This window comes from Mycobacterium colombiense CECT 3035 (assembly GCF_002105755.1).
Lineage (GTDB): Bacteria > Actinomycetota > Actinomycetes > Mycobacteriales > Mycobacteriaceae > Mycobacterium > Mycobacterium colombiense.
In genome coordinates, this window is record NZ_CP020821.1 from 2230612 (window position 1) to 2257600 (window position 26989).

The window sequence follows — 26989 nt, forward strand, 5'->3', positions numbered from 1 at the left end:
GCATCGGTCGTGACTTTCATCGCCGCATCGGTGGCACCCGTGACTTCAGAAGACCAATCGGGTGACCACTTCGGCGACCGCGGCGGGCTTTTCGGAACCTTCTAACTCGATGGTATGGCGGACCGTCATATCCACGATGTTCTCAGCTGCCCGTTTCGTATCGATCACCTCGCAGCGGTCCCGGACGCGCGATCCCGCCGTAACCGGTGCCAGGAACCGAACTTTGTTCAGGCCGTAGTTGATGCCCATCTTGCGGTTGACGACGGAGTAGGTCTGTGTGCTCAGGACGGGTATCAGCGACAAGGTGAGAAATCCGTGCGCAATGGTCGTGCCATAGGGGCTTTCGGCGCTGGCCCGGTCGACGTCGATATGAATCCATTGCAGGTCCTCGGTGACCTCGGCGAATGCGTCGATGCGCTTCTGGTCGATTTCCTTCCATTCGCTGACGCCCAGCTCTTGACCGACCATGGCGATCGCATCGTCGATGCCGTTGATCACCTTCACGTGCGACTCCCCCTCCAGGTACGGGTCAGTTATCTGTATAACTATATACATCACGAGTCCGGTACTAACGATGGGCGGCAGATATGAGTGCACTGATTGCGCAGGACTTGTTCCGGGTGGAGGGCGAACGGGCCGTGTTGCTCGGGTCCCGACGAACATCCGTTGGCGTGGTGAAGTTTCCCGCGGAGAGACCCGAGTTGTTCGATGCCAGGCCGGAAATACAGCGAGACATCGTTCCAGTCGAGTTGTCGACAACGGGAACCCTTTTCACGTATACGACGCAAGAGTTCGCGCCGCCTCTCCCCTACCGGGGCGACCGTTCGCCGGAGCATTTTCAGCCCTACATCGTCGGGTACATCGAGCTGCCGGAAGGACTACTCGTCGAGACGCTTATCGTCGGGGTCAACGCGGGTGATCTGCGGATCGGTCAACCGATGCGCTCCACCACCACCACGGTGCGATTCACCGACGGGCAGGACTACCTGACGTACGCGTTCACGCCGGCGTAAGCGCCGGCCGGCTGCCGGCCGGACTCCGATTCCAGTCCCGGCCTAGACCGCTGCAGCAAAATAGATATATAATTAACGTGTTAACGCTCGCAATGGAGGGTGCAGGGTTCGCCATGGGTAACCAACCAGAAGTCGCCATCATCGGAGTCGGGATTCACCCGTTTGGCCGTTACGCCGACCGGTCCGCTCTGGAAATGGGTGCCGTTGCGGTGTCCAGAGCGCTCCGCGATGCGGGTGTTGATTGGGACAAGATCGGGAGCCTCTACGCGGGCAGTCTCGAAATCGCGAACCCGGAAGCGGTCACGGGCCTCGTCGGCATGACGGGCGTGCCCGCGCGCTCGGCCCTAACTGGCTGCGCCACCGGCAATACGTTGTTGACCCTCGCTGCTCGCGACATTCAACTAGGTGAGTCCGAACTGGCGGTGGCGGTCGGGCTGGACAAGCATCCACGGGGTTCGTTCGGTGCAGACCCGGCGAACGCGGGACTGCCGCAATGGTACGGCGACCAGGGAATGTTCCTCACCACCCACTTTTTCGGTCACAAAATCACCCGGTACATGCATGACCACGGCATCAGCGAGCGAACCTTGGCCAGGACCGCAGCGAAAAACTTCGCAAACGGTGCGCGCGCGCCGCACGCTTGGCGCCGCAAGCCGATAAGTGTCGATGAGATTCTGGCCTCGCCGACGGTCAATGCGCCGCTACGGCAATACATGTACTGCAACCCGAACGAAGGCGCTGCAGCTGCCGTGCTGTGCCGCGCCGAAGTGGCGAAGCGTTACACCGATACACCGATTTACTTGCGCGCCAGCGGATTCCGGAGTCGTCGCGACGGGGCATTCGAGCTGCTTAGGACATCGATCGAGCTACCGCTGGTCGAAGGCACAACCGCTCGGGCCGCGGCCGCGGCTTACGAATCGGCGGGCATCGGCCCCGAGGACATCGACGTCGCGCAACTGCAGGACACCGACGCCGGCTCAGAGATCATCCATCTGGCTGAGACCGGGCTGTGCAAGGACGGTGAGCAGGAGGCGCTGCTTGCCGATGGCGCCACCGAAATAGGCGGCCGCATCCCGGTGAACACTGATGGTGGCCTCATCGCAAATGGCGAGCCGGTTGGCGCGTCCGGGCTGCGACAAGTCTATGAGCTAGTCCACCAGTTGCGGGGCACCGCGGGCGACCGCCAAGTCCCGAACGGGCCCCGGGTGGCGTTGGCGCAACTGTACGGATCACCGGGAAGCGCGGCGGTTGCGATCTTGAGCCGATGAGCGCATTGTCGCTCGACGAGCGCCAAGAACTCGGCCAGGCGGTGCGTGCTGCGTGCGCGCGATTGTGCTCCGAGGAGCGGGTGCGCCGAGTGGCGTATGAATGCGGCGGGTTCGACGCGGAGCTGTGGACGGTGTTGTGCGGGCAGGTCGGTGTTGGGGCCATCGGCATGCCGGAAGATCTGGGCGGCGCGGGTTTCGGCGCGTCGGCGCTGGCAATTGTGGCGCATGAGCTCGGCCGGACGCTGGCGCCCGTTCCGTTTCTGGCATCCGCGGTGCTGGCCACGGGATTGCTCGTCGAGGCGGGTGCATCGCCGGCGCGGTTAGAACAGCTTGCCGAGGGTAAGCGCGTGGCGGCTGCCGTGATCACGGGTGACGGTGGATTCTCGGCTCGACCTGGGGCGACATTCGAGGCACGCCAACGGTCCGGCGAATGGCGAATCGACGGCAAGGCACGTCATGTTCTGCATGGCACGGCCGCGGACGATCTGGTGGTCGTTGCAATGGTCGACGGGAAACGGGCGATCTTTTTGATCGATACCAGCGCAGCCGGCGTGGTAATCGAGCCCGAGGAGGTCTTGGACTCGACCCGCCCAATGGCATCAATAGCGTTGTGTGATGTAGCCGCCGAAGAACTCACCGCCAACGGGCCAGTGGACGGCTTAATCGACCGGTGCCTGCGCCGCGCGCTCGCCGTGCTGTCAGCCGAACAGGTGGGCGCGTGTGAACGCATCCTCGAGATCGCCACCGAATATGCAAGGACGCGAGAGCAATTCGGGCGTCCTATTGGTTCGTTCCAAGCGATCAAGCATCGCTGTGCTGACATGCTGGTCGAACTCGAATTCGCCCGTTCGGCCTCGCAGGCGGCCGTCGAATGGGCGGATGGCGGTGGGGACGATTCCTGGCGGGTAAGTATGGCCAAGGCCGTGTGCTCCGAGGTGTTGCGCAACGCCGCGCATTCCAACATGCAGATTCACGGCGGCATCGGCTTCACCTGGGAAGGCTCCGCGGGCCTCTACATGAAGCGCGCGCGGACCGACGAGGTTTTGTTTGGGTTGCCGGGCGAACATTGGGATCGGGTAGCGACCGAAGCCAAGCTCTTTTAATCGTCACTCACCGACAAGGATTCGATCTTCATGGACCTGCGGACCGTTGCCCGCGACGACCTCGGCGAGCTACGACGCCAAATCCGCACGTTTCTCGAAAACGCACCCAGGCCCGCACGCCTGCGCAACTACGGAGCGACGCCGACCTCGGCCGACATCGAAGCGGGTCGGAAGTGGCATCGATATCTCGCCGACCGTGGATGCACGTGCTTGCACTGGCCGCGCGAATATGGCGGTGCTGCGGCACCTGTCGCACTGCAGGCAGTGTTCGCAGAGGAGTGCGCCTACGCCGACGTCCCTCGGCAGGTGAGTATCACCGGGCCCGATCTGGTTGGCCCCGTGTTGATCCAGTTCGGGACCGAATCCCAGAAGCGACAGTTCTTGGAGCCGATTCGCGACGGTGACCACGTGTGGTGTCAACTGTTCTCCGAGCCTGGAGCAGGCTCCGATCTCGCCGCCGTGAAGACCCGCGCCACGAGGATCGATACCGGCTGGCGCATCGACGGACAAAAGGTCTGGTCTTCTGGAGCGGCTTTCGCCGACTACGGACTTCTCTTGGCACGCAGTGCATCCGATAAGCACCGCGGTTTGTCGATGTTCATCATCGACATGAAGAGTCCCGGCGTCACTGTGCGGCCGCTGCGCCAGATCGATGGCGAGAGCAAGTTCAACGAGGTGTTTTTTGACGGGGCCGAAGTGCAGGACGATGCGCTGATCGGTCAAGTCGGTCAGGGCTGGACCATCGCACTGGCGACGCTCGGTCGGGAGCGCTTGACGCTTGGATCGCAGGCGGTCGGCATGTTCCGCACACACCAACGAATGGTCCAGGCCGCCCGTGACCGGGACATGCTGAATCCGGTGCTGGCGCGGTCATTGACCAAGCTATGGGCCCGGATGTGGCTGCTGCGGTACACGTGGCAGCGCGCTATCGGTGACGGAAACCTCGCATCATCTGCCTTCTCGGTGCTCAAATTGATGACCTCAGAGACCGATCGGGATCTTGGGGATCTGGCAACCGAGGTCCTAGGCACTGACGCATGTGTTGATCCCGGCGATGACGAACTCGTTCAACACATGCTGGTCGGTCACGCGCAGACGATCCTCGGTGGCACAAGCGAGATTCAACGCAACATCCTAGGTGAAAGACTGCTCGGCCTGCCGAAAGAACCCCGGTGACCGGTCCCCTGACACAGGCCTTTTCTGACGCTCTGCGCCCCGGTATGACCGTCGTCCTGGGCGATGGGGCCGGAGCCGTCAACCGACTCGATGACGGCACGCTGGTCGCAACTGCGCTGAGCGAAGCCGCGCGCGCGGTGGGCTCCGTTCGCCTCGTCCTGGGGTGGTTGCCGCAGCCGCTTCATGGCCTGGACCCGGACGCCTTCAGCCAAATAATCGTGCTCATGCCAAGCGGTGGTGCCCGTAATGTATTGCACCACACGGCATCTCGGTTTATACCTACGCGCCTGGCCGCGATACCGGCACTACTGGGTGGGCCGCTGCGTCCAGACCTCCTTGTCACCCGGCTGGCTGTCGATGGCGGCTTACGGTTCGCTACCGAGGTCTCCTACCAGAGCGGCCTCATCCGGGCGGGCATTCCCGTCCTCGCCGTGGCCGCCAGCAACACACCGGTGGCCAGCGCCGAAGACCCGATCGACGACAGCCAAGTCGAAATCATCGGAACAACTAGCGAATCGCCCGCGGTCGTGCACCGCGAACCCGACGCGGTGCACGAAGCGCTGGCCGATGCGGTACTGCGGTTCGTGCCCGCCGGGGCTCGACTGCAGTACGGGCCAGGACCGCTCGGCACGGCCCTGCTGCGGCGGGCCACCGTACCGCTGCGCATAGACACCGGTCTGCTCACCGACGCGGTCATCGAACTCGACCGGCACGGGCTGCTCATCGGAGAGCCCTCAGCGACATACCTGGTGGGCACGGACGAGCTCTACGACTGGGCGGACCGCCGGCGCATTCTTCGCGGCATTGATTACACCCACGACCTCACGCGACTATCTCGCGGGGAACCGTTCATCGCCATCAACACCGCGGTCGAGATCGATCCATTCGGACAGGTCAACGTCGAAGGGGCCGGTGGGAAGGTCATCGGCGGCATCGGCGGACATCCCGACTACTGCGCGGCAGCGCGAATCAGCCACGGCGGATTGTCCATCATCGCGGTGCCGACACGCACCAACGGGCGATCGCCGCTGGTCGAACAACTCAGCCGACCGGCCTCAACACCCGCCCATGACGTCGACCTCATCGTGACTGAGGCCGGCCACGCCGACTTGCGCGACGCCGACTACTCGCAGCGCCGAAAGCTCATCACCGAACTGTTCTGCGCCTCAAGGGAGATGCCAGCATGAGTCCACTCGACGGCCGCGTCGTTCTGGTCACTGGAGGTGGGCGGGGTCTTGGCCGCGCCCACTGCCTGGAGTTGGCCGCACAGGGCGCCGCCGTGATAGTTAACGACCCCGGCGTAGGCCGCGACGGCAGTGGCGGCGGTGACGGACCGGCCGCCGCAGTTGTCGCCGAGATTGAGCAGGAAGGAGGCAAGGCCGTCGCCCATACCGGCTCGGTCGCTTCATGGGACGACGCAGCCGATATGGTTCAGACCGCGGTGTCGACGTTCGGCACCTTAACCGGAGTCGTCAACAACGCCGGGATCGTCCGCGACGCGATGATCAGCCAGGCAACCGAGGCCGACTGGGACGGCGTCATCGCGGTGCACCTGAAGGGCACATTCGCGGTAACCAAGCACGCCTGCGACTATTGGCGCGGGCAAGCCAAGGGCGGAAGTGCGGTGGACGCGCGGATCGTCAACACCGTTTCGGGCTCGGGACTGTGGGGCAACATCAGCCAGAGCGCGTACGGTGCGGCCAAGGCGGCGATCGCCAATCTCACCGTGGTGTCGGCCATGGAAATGCGGCGCTATGGCGTGACAGCCAACGCGATTTCCCCACTGGCCGCCACACGGATGAGTGCTGAGGTGTTCGCCGACCGGGCCGGCGACCCGGCACTGGAGCCCGCGCGCAGCTCGGCTGTGGTGGCCTGGCTGCAATCGGCCGAATCGTCGTGGCTCACCGGGCAGATTCTTCGGATCAATGGCCATACGCTCAGCCGGATCGAAGGCTTCACCGAATCCGACCACTGCTACCGCGCCAAGGACGGAATGAATCTGGCTTTCTCAGAAGTCGGTCAAGCGGTCAGCTGGCTGTGGGGGGCCTCCCCGCGCGGGTTGGCGGGCCCTCTACCTACAGCATGATTCTTTGCTACGATAGCTAATCATTTAGCGGATTTGGAGTCTTAGGTGTCGGCTGTCGACAATGCGGTGCGCGTGACGGATTACGCCACGCGAATCTCCGATTATCGTCATGCCTTACGCCACTATCTGGCTGAATTGTCATGGGCCGCCCAGTGGCGGTCAGCTGCGTTCGGTAGCAGCGAGGAAGCGATCGCTTTTGACGCCGAAGTGTTGTCTCGGTTGTATGCGGCGGGATGGAACCGCTACGGCTGGCCGACCCAGGTCGGTGGCCTAGGCGGCAGCGAATTGCACCGGGGTGTGCTCTTCGAGGAGCTCGCCAACGCCATGTTGCCGGTGCCGGCACAGTTCTGGACCCTCGAAGTGCTCGGGCCGGCCTTGCTGAAGTTCGCGCCCGCGTTGGCCGCAGAGTATCTCCCGCGATACCTGCAAGGTGCCGAATGGTGGGGCCAGGGCTTCTCTGAACCCCAGGCGGGCAGCGACCTAGCCGCTTTGGGCACCCGAGCCAGTGACGACGGCGCGGGATCCTTCGTCATCAACGGCCAAAAGACCTGGACGAGTCAGGGCACTACGGCGACAAGGCTGCTGGTGCTGGCGCGGACCGGTGCACCTGATAGTCGCCACCACGGATTGAGCATGTTGCTCGTCGATGCCGACGCGCCCGGTGTCACCGTACGACCGATCGAGTTGGCGAGCGGACGGCGGGAGCTGGGCGAACTGTTCTTCGACGATGTCCGGGTGCCGCACGACCGATTGATAGGCGAGCTCGGTGGCGGTTGGGCAGTCGCGATGTTCTTGATGCAGTACGAACGCGGCATGTACGGCTACGGGGTTTCCACCAAGCTGCTGGGCGACTTGAGTCGGCTCAGGGAACACATGGTGGCGAGCGGCGCTTCGGAGGTGGACCGCAACCGGTTCGCCCGCATCTATATTTCCGTACTCACAGCCCAGGCACGCTCGGCCTCTACCGTTCGCCAACTGGCAAGAGGTAGTGCCGTCGGCGCGGACAGCAGCATCGACAAACTTTTGTTCACGCGTGCCGAGAAGGACGTCAGCGACCTCACTTTCGACGCACGTCGACAGTGGATGATCGCGGGTGAACCTCACTGCAGTGCAGCCGAATTGGATACCGAACGGGCACAGTGGTGGTACTCGCGAGCCGCGACGATCATGGGCGGGACCGCTCAGATCCAGCGCGGGATCGTCGCCGACCACATCCTCGACCTACCAAGAGAGGGGCGAGGGCGATGACCGATGAGTCCTGGCCGATCATCGAAGAGGCGGTCCTGCGACTGTTCGGCGAGACGTCCGGAAGGTATACCGTCATCGGGCCGCGGCTTGCCGAACTCGGCTGGGCAGAGATCCATGCCGAATATCCGGTCGAGGCTTGTGAATTGCTGTTTCGTGCGCAAGGCCGCACGCTGGCGCAGACCGAGTGCCTGGACCAGATCATGTTGGCCGAATTAGCTGCCGCCCTCGGGAGGCCGGCTGATGCAGTGCTTATGCCGCTTCCCGCCCATGGCTGCAAGCCTGGCTCGTCGATCGATCGCGCCAGTGGGCTCGTCCTAGGCGAACTACGGGGACAATTGGCGGTTCCGGTCGTGACCTCGATGGGCGGGGTTGCGGTAGGCGTCGTCGACACCCAAGATCTGCACGGTCAGCGGTGCGACGCCTTCGACGCATCCGTGCTCTGGACCGCGGTGAGTAGCCCCTTGCGGGGTTCCTTCAATGAGTCGAACGACGCATGGCGACGTGCAGTGGCGGCGGCACATCGCGCCCTGGCCACCGAACTCGTCTCACTCGCTGGTGAAATGTTGCGGATTGCGGTCGATTACGCGAAGGCGCGCAACCAGTTCGGTGTGCCCATTGGCGCTTTCCAATCGCCACGCCATTTGCTCGCTGAGGCGTGCGCTGCTGTGGAAGGAGTGCGAGCGCTCCTCGATGAAGCGTGGCGGTTTGGCGAGCCGCTCTGTGCACATGCGGCGAAAGCCGCCGCGGGCCGTGTCCACCGATCGGTAGCGGGTACGGCCATACAAGTATGCGGTGCAATCGGACTCACAGCCGAACACGACCTGCACCGGTACGTCAGGCGAGGGTTCCAAATAGATGCGTTGTTGGGCTCTTATCAGCAACTCGAGACATCACTCGCCGAGCAAATTTTTGATTCCTACGCGCCTGGACGTCCGCTGCCCGCGGTCGTCATGTGCGCCTGACCGGACGGGGAAGCATGCGCCGCAACATTTTCGAGCAGGTCCACGACGATTTCCGAGACACTGCTCGCACATTCTTCGAACGCGATTGCGCACCCAACACTGACGTTTGGGAGCGCGAGGGCAAGGTGAGCCGCGAAGCCTGGCTCTCCGCCGGAAAACATGGGCTGATCGGCTGGGCGCTTCCCGAAGAGTATGGCGGACTCGGTGTCACCGATTACCGGTTCAACCAGATCATCTCCGAGGAGTTCTTCGGCACCGGCACGGTCGGCATGGGGTTAGGGGTGCAGAACGACATCCTGGTCCCCTACCTGGACGAGCTCACCACCGAAGAACAGAAGGAACGTTGGCTGCCGAAATTCATCAGCGGTGAATACATCGGTTCCATCGCCATGTCGGAACCCGCCGCCGGATCGGACCTTGCCGGAATCAAGACCACGGCACGCGACGAGGGCGACCATTGGGTGGTAAACGGCCAGAAGACATTTATCAGCAACGGTTTGCTGTCCAGCTTGGTGCTCACGGCGGTCAAGACCGATCCCTCGGCCGGTCACCGAGGTGTCAGCTTGTTGATGATCGAAGACGGAATGCAAGGCTTTACCCGCGGACGCAAACTCGACAAAATCGGGCAATACTCCGCCGATACCGCCGAGCTGTTCTTCGACAACGTGCAGGTCCCGAAGAACAACCTCGTCGGCGAACTCAATCGCGGCTTTTACCACCTCGTTTCGCACCTGCCCAGCGAAAGATTGGGTATCGCGTGCTACGCGCTGCCCATGGCGCGCCGCGCGCTGGAGCTGACCAAGACCTACGCGCTGGACCGCGCAGCGTTTGGTCAGCCGATCGGGAAGTTTCAGGTCAACCGCCACTTCCTCGCCGAGATGCAAACCAAACTCGATGCGGCTCAAACGTATCTGGACCAGTGCGTGCTGGCCGCGAACGAGGGCGAGCTGACCGCCGCGGATGCGGCGGGGCTCAAGTGGTGGACGTCCGAGGTGCAGTGGGAGATCATCGATCGGTGCCTGCAGATGCACGGCGGGTACGGCTACATCAACGAATATGAAATCGCCAGATTATGGCGCGATTCACGAGTGCAGCGTCTATACGGCGGCACGACCGAGATCATGAAGGACCTGATGGGTCGCGCCATGGGTTACTGACGGCGCTGTTGGGCGAACGATCAGTTAGCCTACAACGAGTTATTTGTTCACCGCGACAGCCATCGCCGAGAGGGGCTCCATGGACAGCGTCGATGTTCCGGTGGTAAGTCTCCGTGAGCCGAAAATGGCGGCGCGAGTGGCCGATCAGTTGCGCCGGATGTTCATTCGCGGTGAGATCCCCGAGGGCGCCCTACTGCCGCCTGAATCGGAGCTGATGTCGCGGTTTGGAGTATCCAGGCCGACGTTACGGGAAGCCTTCCGGGTGCTTGAGTCCGAATCGCTCATCGAAGTGCAACGGGGGGTCCGTGGCGGCGCCCGGTTCACCCGCCCCAAGCGAGAAACGCTGGCACGGTATGCAGGCCTGATCCTCGAATACGAGGACGTCACCCTCAAGGATGTCTACGACGCGCGCGCCACGCTCGAGACGCCGATGGTGATCGAGTTGGCAAACCGCCGAAACCCGGAGGCAATCGCCGAACTCGAAGACATCCTCGAGCGCGAGGAACAGTTCACCGGCGCCGCCGGAATCAACGTACGGACTGAATTTCACGCCGCCATCGCGCGACTATCGGGCAACAAGACGATGCAAATGGTCAGCGAGATGTTGCACCACATCATCGAGACGGCAAACCGTTCGCTGCAACCCACCAAGGGCGCACGCGCCGAGTCGTCCGCGAAACGCGCTTCGAAGACTCATCGAATGCTGCTTGATCTCATCAAGGCAGGCGAGGGCGACAAAGCCGCCGAGCTGTGGAACAAACACTTGAAGAAAGCCGAGGAGTACGTTCTCACCGGCGCGGAGATGTCGAAGGTCGTCGACCTCCTGGAGTGACTACTTTGCGGTCCGGTTGCGGAACGCAGCCACCCGTTCCTTGAACTCCTCGGTACTGAATGACATGTACTCCTCGGCGAGCGCATACTCCAGCACCCCCAGCGCGGCCCGGCTGAGATGCATATTGAGTGCCACCTTGGATGACCGAACGGCCTGCGCCGGTAGCGCGGCGAGCCGCTCGGCAAGGCCCAAGGCCGTTTCAAGCACCTCGCCGTCGGGCACGACTCGGGTCACCAAGTTCAGCTCTTTGGCGATTGACGCAGTGATCTTGTCCCCGAGCAATACGTATTCCTTGGCCTTCATCATGCCGATTAGCAGTGGCAGCATCGCCGCGCCGCCGTCGCCGGCGGTCAGCCCGACAGCCACGTGCGGATCGGCCAGATAACTGCCCTCCCCCATCACCAACAGATCGGAAAGCAACGCCACCGAGCAGCCCAGCCCCACGGCTGGTCCGTTGACCGCTGATACCAGTGGTTTCCCGAAATTGATCAGCTCAAGGAAAACCGTTCGTGCACCCGCGATTTGATGAGCACGAGCCTGCTGATCGTCGATCAGACGCCCGAACATCACCATGTCGCCGCCGGCCGAGAATGCCTCGCCCTCACCGGTGATGACGACCGCACGAACGTCGTCATCGTTAAGCAAGACACGCCAGATCGCGGCCATGGCCTCGTGCACCGCTTCATCGACGGCGTTGAACGCCTTGGGCCGGTTGATCTTCACGACATGCACCGCACCTACTTTGACCACAAGCAGAGACGGGGCGAACTGCTCATAACCGGGCAACGTCGAAATTTCGGAGATAGTCATGGTGCTCCAATCACGGCTTGTCGGCGGACAGGATCGTTACAGCGGACACCGCGGTGGGGCCACCGATGTTATGCGCCAATGCGATCCGAGCCCCGTCGACTTGGTTCTCGGCCTCGCCGCGCAACTGATTGAACAACTCGTAGCATTGGGCGACCCCGGTCGCGCCCGGCGGATGCCCCTTAGCCTTCAGGCCTCCGCTCGGATTGATCGGCTTTGAACCGCCGACATAAGTTTGGCCCGATTCAATCAGTTTGAACGCCTCGAACCGGCTGGCGAATCCAAGGTCCTCGTAATTGATCAGCTCAACTCCGGAGAAGCAGTCGTGCACCTCGGCGACGTCAATGTCGTCCGGCGTCACACCGGCCATCGCCATCGCGGCTTTCGCGGCGCGCACCGTCGGGGGGAACGTCGTCATGTCATTTTTGTGTTGGTGCATAACGCGATCCAGCCCCAGGCCGACGCCACGCACCCATACCGGCCGGTCCGTGTAACGAGCGGCGACGTCCTCAGCGGCCAGGATGACCGCAGCCGCGCCGTCACTCTGCGGTGTGCAGTCGTACAGTCCGAAGGGATCGACCACTATGGGCGCGGCCAGCGCCTGTTCGACGGTGATCTCGTATCGCAGTTGGGCTTTAGGGTTCTTGACCGCGTGGAAATGGTTCTTCACCGCGACCATCGCCATGTGCTCGCGGGTGGCGGGCGACTCGTGCAAATAGCGCGTCACGTGCAATGCGAAGTTCGCCGGCGCTACCAGTCCCAGCGGGTAGTCCCAGGCATTGTCCCGCGTCATGGCAGCCCATTCCCAGAAGGTGGTGCTCGACTCGGTCTCGCGAACCTTATCCGCGCCGACAACCAGCGCCACATCGTAGGCACCCGACGCGATGGCCAGCGTGGCGTTGCGGATCGCGTCATTGCCGGTGGCACAGGCATTTTCGATACGTGTGACCGGAATCCCGGTCAAATCCAAAGTGTCGGCGAGAATGCCAGATGGAAAGCCATCGGTCGTGGACAATTCGCCGAACCACGCCGCTTGGATCTCGGACTTGTCAATTCCCCTGTCCACGTGGGCAACTGCCTCGGCGTAGGCCATCGGAATCAAATCCTTAACGCCCAGCTCGAAGTGTTCACCGAACGGCGTCATTCCGGCGCCGACCATTGCCACACGCCTCACACCACTGCTCCTTCAACCTCGGCGGCTTTACCCGGCCAGAACATATATCCGTAGTCAGGAATGCCGGTCCGGGTGGCGATTCTGCGCAGCACGATGGAGCCGGGCTGGCCGATCGTCGCTTCCCCCGCAGGCATGCCGGTCACCTTCAGCAACGCCCGCACCGGACTATCGTCCAATTGGACGACGGCAAGCGTGTAAGGACTGGGTAGATCGGGCACCGGGATGCGCACGGTGGCATGCGTGTATACCGTGCCCGTGCGCGGAAGCGGCTGCAGGCGATAGTCGTTGGACAGTCCGCCGGCGGCATCGACGCGGGCGCGTGGGGGAAAAAGCGGGGTTTCGTCGATACCCGGTCGCGGTTCGAAGACCGCGGCTTCCCAACGCAGCTTCGGCTCGAACGCCCGCGCGTATGCAGCCAACGAGATCGGAATGCCCGGGCCATCCGACGTGCGCAGTGTCGGAAGGGGGCGAGGTGATGCCTCGTCGCGATTCACTTTTACCGGTCCAGGCGTCAGTCGGGCCGCGGTGATCGTGGCCTGCTCCACGCCGAGCACGAGTCCCTGCGCGCCCTGCTCGACCGCGTCGGCGATCAGCCGGATCACGCCGCTCGCCGACACGACCCCGTCCGCAAAGGCGTTGCGTGTGTTTAACGCAGATCCCAATTGCGCAGCGGCAACCCCGCTGACCACGGCTACCTCGGTCGGACCTTCAAGTCTCAGCCGTTTCACAGACGCCTTCACGCCCGCCTCGCGCTGCAGCCTCGGATCGACGTAAGTTCGCCTCGAGCCGTCATCGCGCCGGCTCTGCAGCGGCAGGCTACGGTTTTGCCGAGCGACACCGGCAAGGGTGGCGCCACCAGTCGCCCCGGTGAGGACTGCCGCCGAACCCACCGCAACCGCGGAGTCGTCGGCCGCGATGACCAGGGTCCCTTCGTCGGCCGCAACGATCTGGTCCAGGACGGCTGGGCCGCCCCGAGCACCTCGGCGACAGGCACGTCGGCGGGCAGGGACAGCCCCGCCAGCAGTACCGCGCCGTTGCCCCCCTCCAGCAACGGGAAGTTTCGCGACACCATTACGACCCGGCGTGCCGAGGCGCTCGGGTCGGCGGCGCGACCAGCGGCAACCGCCATGGTCAGCGCATCCTCGTCGGGCCCCGCGATGCGGCGCCCATCCTTCTCCCACGGCGGCAGGTAGGTCCCGATCACGCCGATGTCCGTCATGCGATATCTCCCGAAGCGGTGGACGACTTCATAAAACGCTATATAGTTATATCATTAGCGGACGAGCGAAGATAGGGGCCTCATCGTGTCGAGTCTTACCGACCGCAACCTCAAGGACCGCGCGGTGGTGGTCACCGGGGCCAGCCGAGGTATCGGGCGCGAGATCGCATTGCGCGCCGCCGCGGACGGCGCTCGCGTCGCACTTCTCGCGAAGACCAACGCGCCCCATCCCAAGATAGCGGGGTCGCTGCCCGAGACCGCGGCAGCGGTTGAGCGTGCCGGCGGCGAGGCACTGTCGCTGGCGTGCGATGTCCGCGACCCGGCGGCGGTGACCGACGCGGTCAACACGATCGCCGAGCGGTTCGGCGGCATCGACATCGTGGTCAACAATGCGGGAGCTCTGGATCTGCGCCGCACGCCCGAGCTGCCGTACAACGCGTTTGACCGGCTGCTGGCAATCAACGTGCGCGGGCCGTTCGCTTTGGTGCAGGCGGCATTACCGCACCTTCGACGGTCTGACAATGCGCACATTCTGACAGTCTCGCCGCCTATCAATCTCGAACCCGCTTGGGCTGGGGCCCATCTCGGTCACACGATCAGCAAATACGCGGAAAGCATGCTGACCCTCGGCTGGGCAGCCGAATTCGCCTCGATTCCGATCGCCGCCAATTCCTTGTGGCCTTCGACCACGGTAGCCAGCACCGGAATCATTGCGGTGCTCGGAGAGCGAGCCGCCCGGGCGCAGGGCCGTACACCTCAGATCATGGCCGATGCCGCCTACGTCATCGTCACGCGCCCCGCCGCAGAGTGCACCGGGCAGTTCTTCACAGATGAGCAGGCATTGCGCGAAGCAGGCATCGATGACTTCTCCGGCTATCGACTGGCCACGCGTGAGGAGGACCTCAGCCCCGACTTCTACTTACCGGCGACTCCATTGCCGACGATCTGACCCGGCATCAGACGCGGGCTCGTGGCAGATCTCCATCCGGGCTCGATGCTGACAACAGCGGAGCCAAACGGCCGCAAATGGTCTCAACATTGCGCAGTATCGTCGCCTCGTCGAGACCGGCGATCGTTGCCCAGAGGATCACAGTCCGCACCGGCGCGCCGGCGGTGTACTCCCGTATCCGCTGCGCGACGAATTCCGGTGTGCCGTAAGCGATGGACGCTGTGCCATCAGCGTTCGCGTTGCGCACCGATTGTGGGTCGATGGGGTCTGGCGTCGCACGTCCGGTTCCCTCGACGGTGTGGCGGCCATACGAATTCAGCCGGTCCGCAAGGTGTTCGGACACCAGCGGCCAGTCACGCTCAGGGTCCTCGGTGGCCCAAGCCGGAAATCCACCGGCCATCACGCCAGTGCTCGCCGAATGGCCCGCCTCGGTGAGCCCCGCCAAGTACGCCGGCCACAATGCCGCATCGGCCGACAGCAGGTGTTCTCCGAGCAGCCCGGCCCGGCGTGCACCACGGGCCGCGAGATAGCCCATCCAGATCGGCACCCGGTCCTGTACCGGGCGTGGCCGCACACCCCCTGAATCCCACAGCTCCCGAAGCCGACGCGCGGTCTCATCGGTACGCCGATAACGATCCGCCAAGGACACACCGAAGAGCTCGAACTCCGGGACGCGATACCCTGCCCCAATCCCCAAGTCGAGTCGCCCGTCAGAGATCAGATCCACTGCGGCGCTTTGTTCCGCGATCTCTACCGGATGGTGCAGTGGTGCAATAACTATCGAGGTTCCGATGCGGATGCGCCGGGTGCGGGCGGCAACCGCCGCGGCGAGAGTGAGCGGATTGGATATGTAGTCATCGTCAAAAAGGTGGTGCTCGGAGAACCAGACCGATGATGCACCGAGTCGCTCCGCCTCCTGACACACCTCGATGGTGAATCCGTATTGCCGCGACGGATTCCGGTACCACCGGGCGGGATTGCGCAGATCGAATGCCAGTCCGATGTCGACGCCCGCCCAGCCATGCTGTGCGGCACCGCCGCCGTCCTTCACGTCTGATGCCACCAGGTAGCCCCTTTCGCGATTAGCCCAGTGGAACAACCAATTAGAGGCAATAATTTATTCCACCACGGACTATAATCTACGTACCGCTGGGCCAAGGAGGCCAAATGACCAATTCGACTACCCGCCGCGAGGCAGCCAGCCCATACGGCGAGTGGGCCGGCGCGCTCGAAAGCCTTATCACCTATCGCTATTTGGCATCGAGGCCCCACCTCATCGATCGAACACACGCCGACGGCTTGATGGAGCTTCGCCCAGACCTGCGCACATCGGCCGGCGCCGTGCTGGGAGCTCCGCTGGCGATCGCGATGCTCGACGTTGCGGGTATCACCATCGACCGACATTGGATCCTAGCGCTGACGCAGATCGACTTGGCGGTGTTGGAGGATGCGTCGAACGTCGGTGAGGTGTTTCTGGCGGGCGAGGTGATCAAAGAGGCCCGGTCTCAGATCTTCACGCAGGTGCGGATCTACGATGCGGAAGATCGCAGCCGAGCGATCGGATTTGGCACCGCAAACTGGTCGGTGATCACCGAAACACCCAGCGGCTTCACATATCCCGAGCCCGGACCGGGCATCGCGGGCATGGCCGAAGTACCGCCCCTGTGGCAGGCCTATTCGGGGCGGCGGCGGCCCGACGGGCTGATCGAAATCCCTTGCCTTAGTCCTGCGATCGGCACCGACCGGCTGCACCATGGGCCGATGCTTGTGATCACAGAGGCGGTGGCCCTCGAGGCCGCGGCTCAAGCCGCCGGGACCGACGAGCTGTCCATCGAACACCTCGCGCTGACGATCGTCTCCCCAGGACGTGTTGGTCCGTTCGTCGCCACACCGGTATTCGTGGCGGCGCAAACAGACACAGTTGGCTGTCGCGTTGAGCTTCGGGATCACGGTCGTGCGGATCGCCTCGTCGCAGCCGCGTTCGTTCAACTGCGTGTTTCGCGATGACTTCCCGTCCGGCCATTATACGCTGTATAGTCGTTGTCGACGGAGGGCAACTTGCAGTGCCGCAGGGTTCGACTTCTGTAAGGAGACCGCAGATCTCATGGACGACGCTCAGCTGCGCACCCGCGTTGGAGCGGCCAATCTTATGGCCAGCTATCAGTTCCTCGCCGACCACGGCAAGGTTCGCGAACTCTCGGAACTATTCCTCCCGGATGGGGTGTTCGTCACCGACACCGAGGAATTTGTTGGCCCCGACGCGATCCTCGGCTTCTTCAGCCGCGTTGGAACAGCATTTGTGTCCGCAAGTTTCCTTCCGGCCCGCCATCACCTCAGCTCGATCTACATCGATCCGCAGCCCGAGGGCGGCGCCAGTACCTATGCATGCTTCCAGTTGATCGGTTCCAAGGGACTGGACCATTGGGGCACCTATCGCGACGAAATCGTCGACACAACTCAGGGGTGGCGCTTCGCACGTCGAAAAGTCAAAATCGAGGGTCACATTCGTGACTCGCCCGTAGTTGGTCTGCTCGGGCTGCCCACGGTCGAAACGTGAGCGCGGGACGACTCGGTGGGCGTGTCGCGGTGGTCACAGGTGCCGGCCAGGGTCTAGGGAAGGCCACCGCGCTCGCTCTCGCTGACGACGGAGCCTCGGTAGCCGTGCTGGGCAGGACACGAAGCAAGCTCGACGCCGTTTGTGGTGAACTGACCAAGTCCGGGCACCAAGCACTTGCCGTTGAGTGCGACGTTGCAGACCGGCAAGCGGTGACCGGCGCGGTCGAGGAAGTACTCGGGCAGTTCGGCGGGATCGACATTCTGATCAACAACGCCCAGGGCGGCGCACTGGGCGCAACCGTACCCACTGCCGAGCTCAGCGATGAGGATGTCCTGGAGTTCTTCCGGACCGGCCCGCTCGGCACGCTGCATCTGATGCAGGCGAGTTTCCTGGCGCTCCGCCAGTCGCCCCACGCGGTTGTCGTCAACTTCGGGTCCGCCATCGGAGTCCGGGGCGCCGCTTGCATGGCCGGCTACTCGATGGCCAAGGAAGCGATCGGTGGGCTGACAAAGTCAGCCGCCATCGAGTGGGGTAGGTACGGAATCCGCGTCAACCAAGTATGTCCTGCGGGCCTGTCCCCTTCCGCGGAAAGATTCCGCGACGCCGATCCGGCGCGGTGGGCGCAGATCGAAAAAAGCATCCCGCTTCGCCGGATGGGCCTGGCCTACGACGACATCGGCCGCGCCATCGCCGCTTTGGTCAGCGACGACATGAGGTATCTCACCGGAGCAACCATCATGCTCGACGGCGGCCAAGTCATCTTGCGCTGAGTCAGTTTCGCATGTACGCGCCACCGCACACGTTGATGATCTCCCCGGTGATGTGCGCCGCGCGTCGCGATGCGAGAAAGGCGATGACTTCGGCCAACTCGTCCTTGTGCGGAACCGAGCCGAGCGGTCCGACTGCGTCGGGGCGCGAACGTATTTCCGGATGATCGACAATGAATTTCGTGCCGTCGGTAACACCCGGGCTGACACTGTTAACGCGGATGCCGAACGGTCCGGCTTCGTGCGCAAGACATCGTGTCAGGGTATTCAACGCACCCTTGCTCACCGCATACGGCGTCTCCATGCCCATTCCGCCAACGTCGCCGGCGTAACTGGTGACGTTGACGATGACACCGGCGTTGCGGTCTCGCATCTGGGGCAACACTCGGCGGGATAAGTACCATGGCCCGTCGATGTTGACGGCCATCACGCGATCCCAATCCGCTGGCTCGTAGTCGAACACGGAGCCGAGGATGTTGATCGCGGCGTTGTTGACCAAGATGTCAATCCGGCCGATATCGGCAAGTACTTTTTCGACGACATCGTCGATGTGGCCACGGTCGCCGGCGTCCATCGGGTAGCCGTACACACGCGACTTCGGATACTCTTCCGCGATCGAGCGGGTCACGTCGTCGGTGCGCCCCGGGTGAATATCCGTGACAACGACGCTAGCGCCCCCGGCGGCCATCCGCCGCACAGTTGCGTTGCCGATGCCCATTCCCGCGGCTCCGGTGACAAACGCCACCGCGCCGTCGAACTCCTTCGCACTATCAGCTGTCAATGGGTCACATCCGTTTCTTTACTTGCCGAACAGGCTGAGTCCGTTGTCGCGCAGGAAGTGCCGGCGTTGGGCCTCCCCCAAGGCTTCCACCCGCAAGTACATTTCCGCGGGCTCGCGCAGGCCTTCGGCGTGCGGCCAGTCCGAGCCCATCACCAGGGCGTCGGTCCCTTCGAGCTCGTCCACCAGGGCGACGGTGTCGTCTTCCGGATACGGCACCACGAAGACGTGCCGCTTGAAGATGGCGCTAGGCCGTTCGGTCAGCGGACCGCCCAACCAGGGCCCCAGCCGGCCCATTCCGCGGCTCTTGTCCATGTGGCGCAGGAAATGCGGAACCCAGGACGCGCCGAACTCACTGACCACAACCCGGATATCCGGGAAACGGCCGAACAGGTTGTCGAAGATGAGTGCTGACAGCGTATCCGTGATTGGGCGCTCACCGTACGTGTTCTGCCATTGCCACGCGGCGAACTGGAATGGCGCCCCGACCTTCCAGCCCCAGTGGGACGCGACTTCCTGCTGATAGTGGAACTCCGAAATATGGTAGGAGACCACCGCTTTGGCTTCGTTGATCCGCGCCCAGAAGGGATCGAAGTACGGGTCGCCCGGGCTGCGACCGTATGCGGGACCGGCAGGCAGGATGATGAATTGCGCACCCGCCTCGAGCACCCGGTCCAGCTCGGCGACTGCACGGTCGAGGTCGCGCAGCGACAGCATCGCCGGCGCGTAGATGGTGTCCTTGTAGTTGAAACCCCAGTCGTCGTTGATCCAGCGGTTGAACGACTCGAAGTTGTCGTACAACGGATCGATGCCATCGAGGAAGGGTTCGGCCAGCAGTGCCCACCCCCCTGGGTACATGATCGACTTCTCGATCTGCTGTTCGGCAAGTTGCTTCAGGCGCGCGTCACGATCGAGGTACTCCGGATGCATGGGCTCGAAGAACCGCTCCGCATCGGCGGGGTTACCCGATGACCGCTGCTTGAGCATCTCGGCGAGTGACCCTGGCACGTAAGCCTTCTCGAGATCGTGCTCTTTCTCAAATGCGGTGATAATGCGCTCGTTCGCCAAGAGGGCCTTGTGACCGCTGGGCGTGTCGATCAGCCGGACAGCGGTGTCCAGCTTGCTCTTCGGCATGTACCGCGTGAAGCAATCGAGGGCCTCGTAGGAATGCTGGTCAAAATCGGTCAGCAGATACGGCAGCGGACCGACGCTGTCTTGGATGATCGCCATGTTTTACTCCTTTGCCCGTTGGACGAGGCGCGGTGCCATCTTCTCGGCGTGCTTCCTGATTAATATTCCATACTGGCATATTTTGAGCTCACGCGGGTCCCACGCGCATATTCACCGCAGGACTAGGCGATCACTTTACACCGTATGGTTCGGTATGAAAACGCCTCCATCCAAAATTTCTGAGCGGTTCGCACGCATCGCCGTAGCCGGCCGGCGGTATCCCGCGCTAAGCGCGACGCCTGCGCCGCCCAGAGGGTGTCGCCGCCGACCGGGCACGCAACCCGTCGATGATCGTGTCCAGCCCGAAGTTGAAATAATCGCGGCCACGCAAGCCGTTGAGGTGCGGCATCAACTCCGCCAGCGTGTCCTCGAGCTCCCCCGGCGGATGCAGGTCGTCGCTCAATCCGACGACCTGGTAACGGCCGAATAGGTAGGTATGGATCGTGGCATACGCCAGGTGCACATCGCGGCCCTGCAGTCCCGCACTGACGAGGATCTCCATGATCGCATTCAGGACCCGGCGGTCGGTGCTCTTCATCCGCTCCAGCAAGACGTTGGCCATGCCGGGATACCGGTGGAGTTGTTCATCGATGGCGTGGATGACCGCACGAAGCCGCTCGTCCCAGGGCCCAGACTCCGGCGCCGGAACGTCAACCCGCGACAAGAGCTTCCTGGCCACCAGATCGAGTAGTTCACTCTTGTCGGCGACATACCAGTAGGCCGCCATCGCGGAACGGCCCAGTTCCCGGGACAACCGACGCATCGAGAGCGCATCCAGCCCCTCAGCACGGATAACGTTGAGCGCGGCGTCGACAATCTGATCTTCCGTGAGCGTGGGCGGCTTCGCACGTCGCGGGGCACGGGCCGTCGAGTCGCCAGCTCCCTTCGTGGCGGGTATCGCAAAACTCCATTCTGCTGGGACCTTGTCCTGTAGATCGTAACGGAGCACCCGACATTCTCCATGGCACTGACATCACCAAGCCATGACTGTACGGTGTAAGGTTGAGTCGTCTCGTCGGCAACGACTAGGTAATGGAGGTAAGCCCATGGCGTCCGAAGCCCCGGTGGCGACAACCAATGACTTCGCCGCACTGCTGAAGCCGGACAACCTATCGGCGCTGATGCGTGCCACGTGGACCTGGGACGACCGTGCACTTCGCCGCGACTTGGCCACACTGTTGGTGGATCTCGATGCCGCCGCGGGCGAGTACATGCCCGCCGGCGTCGACCCCGACGTGCTCGCGGCGCTGCGCAATCGCGCATTGACCTCAGGCGCCCACTTCGTGTCCACCGTTCTCGGCCCAAAGCTGCTCGTCGGCACCGGTAGCGATTGGCCCCCGGATCTGATCGACGCCGCATTGGACCCGGCGTGCTTCGCCCGGGCCGCCGATGCCTCGACCGCACACTTTCACCGGACCGGCCCGGATTACATCGCCACGCACGTCCAGGCCGCCGAGCACGTGGCGGAACCCTCGTGGCACGGGCTGGCGATCAGCGGATCTTTGGGACTCGCGGAAGCGTTCCGGGCCTATGGCTACTCGCTCAGTGACGCAGCACTTTTCGGCAACATCGGTCTGGCATGGCAAGCGCTGAAAGCCACGCCGGACTCTGCGACTGCCGTCGAATATGCAGGTCGACTGGAACAAGGCGCCATCTGCGCCGCGTTCGCCGCGGCGGAGATGACCGGTTCCTGGGACCCGGCTTTGGTGCGCACTCGCGCCACCCAGGCGCCAGGCGGTTGGCGACTCACCGGCGTCAAAAACTATGTCCCCGCGGCCGGCACGGCCGACATACTGTTCGTGATTGCGCGGTCGGTGGCCGGGCCATCGTTGTTCGCTGTCGATCCGTCCGCCCAGGGGGTCCAGGTGGACCCGCGAGCCGGTGTCGATCCGTCACGGCCACTATTTGACGTGGCGCTTGCCGATACCCCCGCCGAACTCGTCAGCGACGAAGGCCGAGGCGGCCGGCTAATGTCTGAGGTCATCGATCTGGCCACAACGGCACTCGCGGCCGAACAAGTGGGATTGATCGAGCGGGCCATCAACGTACTGACCGACCGTAGTCCGGCTGACACCGGGGCGTTGCCCGAACGGGTACTCGAGCACGCCGCCGCCGTGTCGCTGTGGCGGCGAGCGGTGGAGAACCCGTCGCCGATTACGGCCGCCGCCGCCCACATCGGCTGCTCGAAGGCCGCCGTCAGCGCTGCTACCGCGGTCGCGGCGCACTGCGGGCCGGATGCGCAGACCGATGCCATACTGCGCCGTGCGATCTCGGCGAACCTGCTATTTGGGGGTCCCGCGGTGTCGCACGAACGACTGCTCGAGCGGCTAGGTATCTAAAACCGACAACCAATACCGATATCTGTATAACAGATACAGGCTCGAATCAGGAGGTGTGACCAGTGAAAGTCAGTGTGGACAACAGCAAATGCATGGGCCATGCACAATGTTACGCGATCAACCCCGACCTGTTCCCTATCGACGATGCCGGCTATTCGAATCTCAAACCGTATGAGGTTCAGCCCGACCAAGTCCAGCTGGTCCGGGAAGGAGTGGCGGCGTGCCCTGAGCGCGCGTTGATTCTCGAGGGGGACGATTGACCGATGCCGGGCAGAGTTGACGGCAAGGTCGCATTCATCACCGGCGCGGCACGCGGGCAGGGCCGCAGCCACGCCGTGCGGCTGGCACGAGAAGGCGCTGACATCATTGCGATCGACGCCTGCAAGCAATTCGACGCGGTGCCGTTCCCGCTGTCCACGCCCGACGACCTGGTCGAGACGGCGGATTTGGTCAGGGCGGAAGGCAGGCGCGTCTTCACCGCGGAAGTTGACGTCCGTGACTATGACCTGCTGAAGGCTGCGGTGGACAACGCTGTGGAACGGTTGGGGCGCTTGGACATCATCGTCGCCAATGCCGCCATCAACAGCGAAGGCAGCCCCCTGGCGGCCATGGCCGAATCCGACTGGCAGGACGTCATCGATATCAACCTGTCCGGAGTGTGGAAGTCGGCCAAAGCCGGAATTCCCCATATCGTCGCGGGCGGCCGAGGCGGTTCCATCGTGCTGACCAGTTCAGTCGGCGGATTGAAGGCCTACCCCAATATCGGCAACTACGTCGCCGCCAAGCACGGCGTGGTGGGCGTAATGCGCGCCCTGGCCGTCGAGCTCGCTCCGCAGTTCATCCGCGTCAACTCCGTGCACCCCACCCAGGTGAATACACCAATGATGTTGAACGACTACGGATACAGCGTTTTCCGCCCCGATCTGGACAACCCGACTGCGGAGGACATCGCCCCGGTGTCGCAGATGATGAACACCCTGCCGATACCGTGGGTGGAACCCGATGACGTCGCCAACGCCGTACTATTCCTGGCCTCCGATGAATCCCGCTACATCACCGGGGTCGCGCTGCCCATCGACGCGGGCGCACTACTGAAATAGCGCGGCCGACGACACCCCACTATTCGGCCGCGCCGCTAACGGCTGCCTGGTAGAGGTCTTCATCGCTGGATTTCCGCCAATTCTTCAGCGCGGCTCGCGCCACCGGGTCACAGCCTCGACGCATCGGGCCCTCGTTGTCGAAAATTGCATCCACGATTGCCGCGGCGGCGACTGCCGGCGGCGTCGCCAAGTGGCGAATCTGCTCGAAACCGGCCGTGGTGCGTTTGGCCATTTCCGCATATTCCGCGAACCGCACGGCTTCCGGCGGGCGGATCACCGCGCATTCGTAGAGGGCATCGGTGTCCACTATCGCCGGAACGATCTCGACGACCCTAATACCGAACGGCGCCAGTTCAATCCGTAGGGAATCGTCAAGGGCGCTCACGGCTGCCTTCGCCGCGCGATATGCCGATACCCATGGTGTCGGCTGCAGGGTGGCCGCCGTCGAAAAGTTGCAGATCACGCCGCCGCGCCGTGCCCGCATGATCGGGACCACTCGCCGGGTGAGCTCGACGGCAGCGAACACGTTCAGCTCAAAGGTGCGCCGCCACTGGTCCATTGGCGTGACCTCGAATGGAAGATCATCTTCCATACCGCCGGCGTTGTTCACCAGAACCGCGGTCGTTTCCGGGAAACAGAAGTCACCTGGCGCGGTGACGTCAAGCGCAACCACATCGATGAGCTCGACGGCCGAACCCGCGGCGCTCAACAACTTGTCCGAGGCTGCGACATTACGCATTGTCGCCAAGACCCGGTGCCCGCGGTTGGCGAGTTCGATTGCCACCGCGGCGCCAATGCCACGGCTAGCACCGGTAACAACCGCCACTGGATCCGTTGATGACATCCCTACGCTCCCAACCGCGCGACGGCGAGCATCGCGGCAAGCCCGTTTCGCTTTCCGAGTGGCGAACGCACCGCCATGGTGATCACCGCATCACCATGCCGTCACCCGCCTCTTTCGACCTTCGCTCCGGTCCACACCTAAGCTTCACATTGTCCATCGAGCCACTCCTGATGGCGCTCATAGTGATTCGACGGCCGCCGGACCATGGTTGCGTGGGCAGACGCCAGCACCGCGCCACTGCTGGTCAGACTGAGCTCGGCGGCAACGTACACCCGGCGACCTTCACGTCTCACGACGGCCGCCCGGCTGGTCAGCGGACGGGATATCGGCACCGGTTTGACGAAGTCGATCTTGAGGCTGCCCGTCACGACGAACTCGTCACCCAGCGTGACACAGTGTCCGACGATTTCGTCGAGCACCCCAGCCGTCCATCGGCCATGTGCGACTTGATCGGCCGCCTCGTACTCGGGCGGGCAGATGATCTCGCTGATGACCGTGCCGTCGTCCTGGCGGTGTTCCCGCAGTAGGCCCAGTCGGCAATGGTTGAGCGTCCGGCACCCAAGGCAAAGCTGAATACCGTTCGGACAGCTGACGATAAGCGACGATCCGTTGTGCGTGAGCTCGCGCAGACGCGCGAGCGGTCTCTGCGCGTGACTTGTCACGGCGTCTCGCCAAGTGTCGAGCGCGCCACTAGGGAGCTCATCACTCGGCGCATAATCTTACAGCGTAAGGTGGAGAGGTCGGCGATGCAAGGGCGACTCGTTGTCCTCACTGCCGGCGTTCCGAACCGCTGAAAAAGTCCATCAGTGCCGATTTGCCGCCGTGTTGCGCAATGGCCGACATGACACTGGGCATCAACGCGGTCGATGCGTGCAGAGTATCCACATACTCTCGCACGGCGACGATGACATTGCGGTCCGCGGCCAGTTCGGTCACAAACGTATATACGTTGTTGTAGATCGCAGTCTCACTGACCGCGCCATGGCTTTCAACCATCAGGGCTACGTGATTACCCTCCACGATCGAATCAACGAAATCGAACCGCATGGGTACGATCTCGAGGATTTCGGCCAACACCGCCTTCATCGCGGCCATCGGGTGATTCTGCCGCGTCACCATGTCCCACCAGGTGCCTTCGTCATCGAACGTCCCGAGGCCCTGGCTGATCTCGCCCTGACTGATCAGGCGCCACGGTAACCACGCCAGGGCGGTTGCGGTATCGCGGTCGCGCACGCCGCCTGCCGTCGCCTCAGTCGGGCCATCTCCTCTAGCACTGTTCGTCATGCGCTCACGTCGCAGCCGTGATTGCGGTCGCGGCGTTACCTTTTGGCGGGGGCGCTGCGAGAAGCGGTGCTAGTCGGGTGCAGATCGTTGTGATGTTCGCGGCCACAATGTCGTCGGCCATACCCCCGAGGGATGCCCACAGGAACACCGTCCGGACGGGCGCCCCGGCGCAGTGGGCGCGGATACGTTCCGCAACGACCTCGGGGGTGCCGTACGTGAAAGAACCGAGCGGAGCATGGGTGGCCGAATTAATCACCCGGTCGAGGTCGATGGGCTTGGGCGGCGGGCGACCGGTGCCTTCAACCATGTGTTGTCGATATGAATCGAGCTGATAACCAAGGTGTTTGGACACGACGCTCCAGTCCCGTTCGGGATCTTCGGTGGCCCATCCCTGGAAGCCGCCCGCCATGACGGCTTCGTTCAGCGGATGCCCACCTGCTTCCAGCCCCGCCGCATAGGGCTGCCAGAGTGAGGCGTCGGCCGAAAGTAATCTTTCCCCCAAAAGTCCCGCCCGACGCGCGCCCTGCGGCCCCTGGTAGCCCATCCAGATGGGTGGTCGCTCCTGCACCGGGCGCGGGCGAATACCGTTAGGTCCCCATAATTCTCGCAGCCGGCGAGCGGTCTCGTCGGTGCGCGCATACCTGTTCTTCAGGGAGGCGTCAAACAGTTGGAACTCCGGCACCCGGTAACCGGCCCCGATTCCAAGATCGAGGCGCCCACCCGAAATCACGTCCACGGTTGCGCCTTGCTCGGCGATCTCGACGGGATGATGCAGCGGAGCGATAACGATCGCCGTGCCCAAGCGGATTCGCTCGGTACGTGCCGCCACTGCGGCCGCGAACGTCAACGGGTTCGACATGTAATCGTCGTCGAACAGATGATGTTCGGTGAACCACGCCGAGGCCGCCCCTAAACGCTCCGCCTCCTGACACATCTCGATCGTGAATCCGTATAGATACGAAGGGGTCTGGCGCCACCGGGTGGGATTGCGGAGATCGAAGTACACGCCGACCTCGATGGTGCCGGGGCTGATGTCGGGTGGCCTTGTTCCCCAGGGGGGTTGAGAGGCGTCAGTGACGGGGATCACTCTTACACT

The 26989-nt window shown here is 63.3% G+C and carries 28 protein-coding genes and 1 pseudogene; 17 read left to right on the forward strand and 12 right to left on the reverse strand.

Going from position 1 to position 26989, the window contains the following annotated elements; translation table 11 throughout:
• Positions 1-45: 45 nt before the first annotated feature.
• Positions 46-504 (reverse strand): MaoC family dehydratase, encoded by a 459-nt coding sequence (locus B9D87_RS10175; RefSeq protein ID WP_007770038.1) that lies wholly within the window; start codon positions 502-504, stop codon positions 46-48.
• An 83-nt stretch (positions 505-587) separates the two neighbouring features.
• Here B9D87_RS10175 and B9D87_RS10180 point away from each other — a divergent pair, with 83 nt between their 5' ends.
• The 10 genes from B9D87_RS10180 to B9D87_RS10225 all read left to right on the forward strand — a co-directional run bounded on the left by B9D87_RS10180 (position 588) and on the right by B9D87_RS10225 (position 10845).
• Entirely contained in the window at positions 588-1013 is a 426-nt protein-coding gene (locus B9D87_RS10180; RefSeq protein ID WP_007770037.1) for a Zn-ribbon domain-containing OB-fold protein, read from the forward strand.
• Between the two features lie 113 nt (positions 1014-1126).
• On the forward strand, positions 1127-2281 hold the full coding sequence (locus B9D87_RS10185; RefSeq protein ID WP_040629694.1) for a thiolase family protein: 1155 nt from the start codon (positions 1127-1129) through the stop codon (positions 2279-2281).
• Positions 2278-3384, forward strand: coding sequence for an acyl-CoA dehydrogenase family protein (locus tag B9D87_RS10190; RefSeq protein WP_040629693.1), 1107 nt, complete (start codon positions 2278-2280; stop codon positions 3382-3384). Before B9D87_RS10185 ends, B9D87_RS10190 begins: the two co-directional genes overlap by 4 nt.
• Positions 3385-3414: 30 nt before the next feature.
• On the forward strand, positions 3415-4560 hold the full coding sequence (locus B9D87_RS10195) for an acyl-CoA dehydrogenase family protein (protein ID WP_007770034.1): 1146 nt from the start codon (positions 3415-3417) through the stop codon (positions 4558-4560).
• 44 nt (positions 4561-4604) lie between these two features.
• The gene (locus B9D87_RS10200) at positions 4605-5747 is read left to right on the forward strand and encodes an acetyl-CoA hydrolase/transferase C-terminal domain-containing protein (RefSeq protein ID WP_052002450.1); all 1143 of its coding nucleotides are present in this window, start codon (positions 4605-4607) and stop codon (positions 5745-5747) included.
• Positions 5744-6646 (forward strand): SDR family NAD(P)-dependent oxidoreductase, encoded by a 903-nt coding sequence (locus B9D87_RS10205; RefSeq protein ID WP_040629691.1) that lies wholly within the window; start codon positions 5744-5746, stop codon positions 6644-6646. Before B9D87_RS10200 ends, B9D87_RS10205 begins: the two co-directional genes overlap by 4 nt.
• A gap of 45 nt (positions 6647-6691) precedes the next feature.
• On the forward strand, positions 6692-7894 hold the full coding sequence (locus tag B9D87_RS10210; RefSeq protein WP_007770030.1) for an acyl-CoA dehydrogenase family protein: 1203 nt from the start codon (positions 6692-6694) through the stop codon (positions 7892-7894).
• Complete coding sequence (locus B9D87_RS10215) at positions 7891-8856, forward strand: acyl-CoA dehydrogenase family protein (protein ID WP_007770029.1); 966 nt, start codon at positions 7891-7893, stop codon at positions 8854-8856. Before B9D87_RS10210 ends, B9D87_RS10215 begins: the two co-directional genes overlap by 4 nt.
• 14 nt (positions 8857-8870) lie before the next feature.
• Positions 8871-10013, forward strand: a complete 1143-nt coding sequence (locus tag B9D87_RS10220) for an acyl-CoA dehydrogenase family protein (RefSeq protein ID WP_007770028.1) — start codon at positions 8871-8873, stop codon at positions 10011-10013.
• A 79-nt stretch (positions 10014-10092) separates the two neighbouring features.
• The gene (locus B9D87_RS10225) at positions 10093-10845 is read left to right on the forward strand and encodes a FadR/GntR family transcriptional regulator (protein ID WP_040629690.1); all 753 of its coding nucleotides are present in this window, start codon (positions 10093-10095) and stop codon (positions 10843-10845) included.
• On the opposite strand, the gene B9D87_RS10230 is transcribed toward B9D87_RS10225, so the two are convergent.
• From B9D87_RS10230 to B9D87_RS10240, 3 genes and pseudogenes are all read right to left on the reverse strand, one after another.
• Positions 10846-11655: an enoyl-CoA hydratase/isomerase family protein gene (locus tag B9D87_RS10230; RefSeq protein ID WP_040629688.1), complete on the reverse strand. Its 810-nt coding sequence runs from the start codon at positions 11653-11655 to the stop codon at positions 10846-10848.
• A 10-nt stretch (positions 11656-11665) separates the two neighbouring features.
• On the reverse strand, positions 11666-12826 hold the full coding sequence (locus B9D87_RS10235; RefSeq protein WP_040629687.1) for a thiolase C-terminal domain-containing protein: 1161 nt from the start codon (positions 12824-12826) through the stop codon (positions 11666-11668).
• Positions 12823-14045: pseudogene (locus B9D87_RS10240) on the reverse strand (Zn-ribbon domain-containing OB-fold protein). Before B9D87_RS10240 ends, B9D87_RS10235 begins: the two are co-directional and overlap by 4 nt.
• An 85-nt stretch (positions 14046-14130) precedes the next feature.
• On the opposite strand from B9D87_RS10240, the gene B9D87_RS10245 reads away from it, so the two are divergent.
• Complete coding sequence (locus tag B9D87_RS10245) at positions 14131-14994, forward strand: SDR family oxidoreductase (protein ID WP_007770023.1); 864 nt, start codon at positions 14131-14133, stop codon at positions 14992-14994.
• Between the two features lie 7 nt (positions 14995-15001).
• Here the strand turns inward: B9D87_RS10245 and B9D87_RS10250 are convergent, their stop codons facing one another.
• On the reverse strand, positions 15002-16057 hold the full coding sequence (locus tag B9D87_RS10250) for an LLM class flavin-dependent oxidoreductase (protein ID WP_238553405.1): 1056 nt from the start codon (positions 16055-16057) through the stop codon (positions 15002-15004).
• Between the two features lie 104 nt (positions 16058-16161).
• Between B9D87_RS10250 and B9D87_RS10255 the strand changes: the two genes are divergently transcribed.
• From B9D87_RS10255 to B9D87_RS10265, 3 genes are all read left to right on the forward strand, one after another.
• Positions 16162-17001, forward strand: a complete 840-nt coding sequence (locus B9D87_RS10255; protein WP_007770021.1) for a hypothetical protein — start codon at positions 16162-16164, stop codon at positions 16999-17001.
• A gap of 97 nt (positions 17002-17098) precedes the next feature.
• Positions 17099-17551, forward strand: coding sequence for a nuclear transport factor 2 family protein (locus tag B9D87_RS10260; protein WP_007770020.1), 453 nt, complete (start codon positions 17099-17101; stop codon positions 17549-17551).
• 29 nt (positions 17552-17580) lie between these two features.
• Entirely contained in the window at positions 17581-18321 is a 741-nt protein-coding gene (locus B9D87_RS10265; protein ID WP_238553404.1) for an SDR family NAD(P)-dependent oxidoreductase, read from the forward strand.
• Position 18322: 1 nt separating this feature from the next.
• Here the strand turns inward: B9D87_RS10265 and B9D87_RS10270 are convergent, their stop codons facing one another.
• From B9D87_RS10270 to B9D87_RS10280, 3 genes are all read right to left on the reverse strand, one after another.
• Entirely contained in the window at positions 18323-19099 is a 777-nt protein-coding gene (locus tag B9D87_RS10270; protein ID WP_238553403.1) for an SDR family NAD(P)-dependent oxidoreductase, read from the reverse strand.
• Positions 19100-19117: 18 nt separating this feature from the next.
• Positions 19118-20326, reverse strand: a complete 1209-nt coding sequence (locus tag B9D87_RS10275) for an amidohydrolase family protein (protein ID WP_007770017.1) — start codon at positions 20324-20326, stop codon at positions 19118-19120.
• 226 nt (positions 20327-20552) lie between these two features.
• On the reverse strand, positions 20553-21275 hold the full coding sequence (locus B9D87_RS10280) for a TetR/AcrR family transcriptional regulator (RefSeq protein ID WP_007770016.1): 723 nt from the start codon (positions 21273-21275) through the stop codon (positions 20553-20555).
• 97 nt (positions 21276-21372) lie between these two features.
• On the opposite strand from B9D87_RS10280, the gene B9D87_RS10285 reads away from it, so the two are divergent.
• From B9D87_RS10285 to B9D87_RS10295, 3 genes are all read left to right on the forward strand, one after another.
• A complete protein-coding gene (locus tag B9D87_RS10285) occupies positions 21373-22665 on the forward strand; it encodes an acyl-CoA dehydrogenase family protein (protein WP_007770015.1) in 1293 nt (430 codons plus the stop codon).
• 62 nt (positions 22666-22727) lie between these two features.
• Positions 22728-22925: a ferredoxin gene (locus B9D87_RS10290; RefSeq protein ID WP_007770014.1), complete on the forward strand. Its 198-nt coding sequence runs from the start codon at positions 22728-22730 to the stop codon at positions 22923-22925.
• A gap of 3 nt (positions 22926-22928) precedes the next feature.
• On the forward strand, positions 22929-23765 hold the full coding sequence (locus B9D87_RS10295) for a mycofactocin-coupled SDR family oxidoreductase (RefSeq protein WP_007770013.1): 837 nt from the start codon (positions 22929-22931) through the stop codon (positions 23763-23765).
• 19 nt (positions 23766-23784) lie between these two features.
• On the opposite strand, the gene B9D87_RS10300 is transcribed toward B9D87_RS10295, so the two are convergent.
• The 4 genes from B9D87_RS10300 to B9D87_RS10315 form a co-directional block, all read right to left on the reverse strand.
• On the reverse strand, positions 23785-24609 hold the full coding sequence (locus tag B9D87_RS10300) for an SDR family NAD(P)-dependent oxidoreductase (RefSeq protein WP_080598515.1): 825 nt from the start codon (positions 24607-24609) through the stop codon (positions 23785-23787).
• A gap of 137 nt (positions 24610-24746) precedes the next feature.
• Positions 24747-25271 carry a PaaI family thioesterase gene (locus tag B9D87_RS10305; protein ID WP_238553402.1) on the reverse strand — a complete coding sequence of 175 codons (525 nt, stop codon included), beginning with the start codon at positions 25269-25271 and terminating at the stop codon, positions 24747-24749.
• Between the two features lie 106 nt (positions 25272-25377).
• Entirely contained in the window at positions 25378-25893 is a 516-nt protein-coding gene (locus tag B9D87_RS10310) for a nuclear transport factor 2 family protein (RefSeq protein ID WP_157373213.1), read from the reverse strand.
• Positions 25894-25897: 4 nt separating this feature from the next.
• A complete protein-coding gene (locus B9D87_RS10315) occupies positions 25898-26980 on the reverse strand; it encodes an LLM class flavin-dependent oxidoreductase (protein ID WP_238553401.1) in 1083 nt (360 codons plus the stop codon).
• Between the last annotated feature and the right edge of the window lie 9 nt (positions 26981-26989).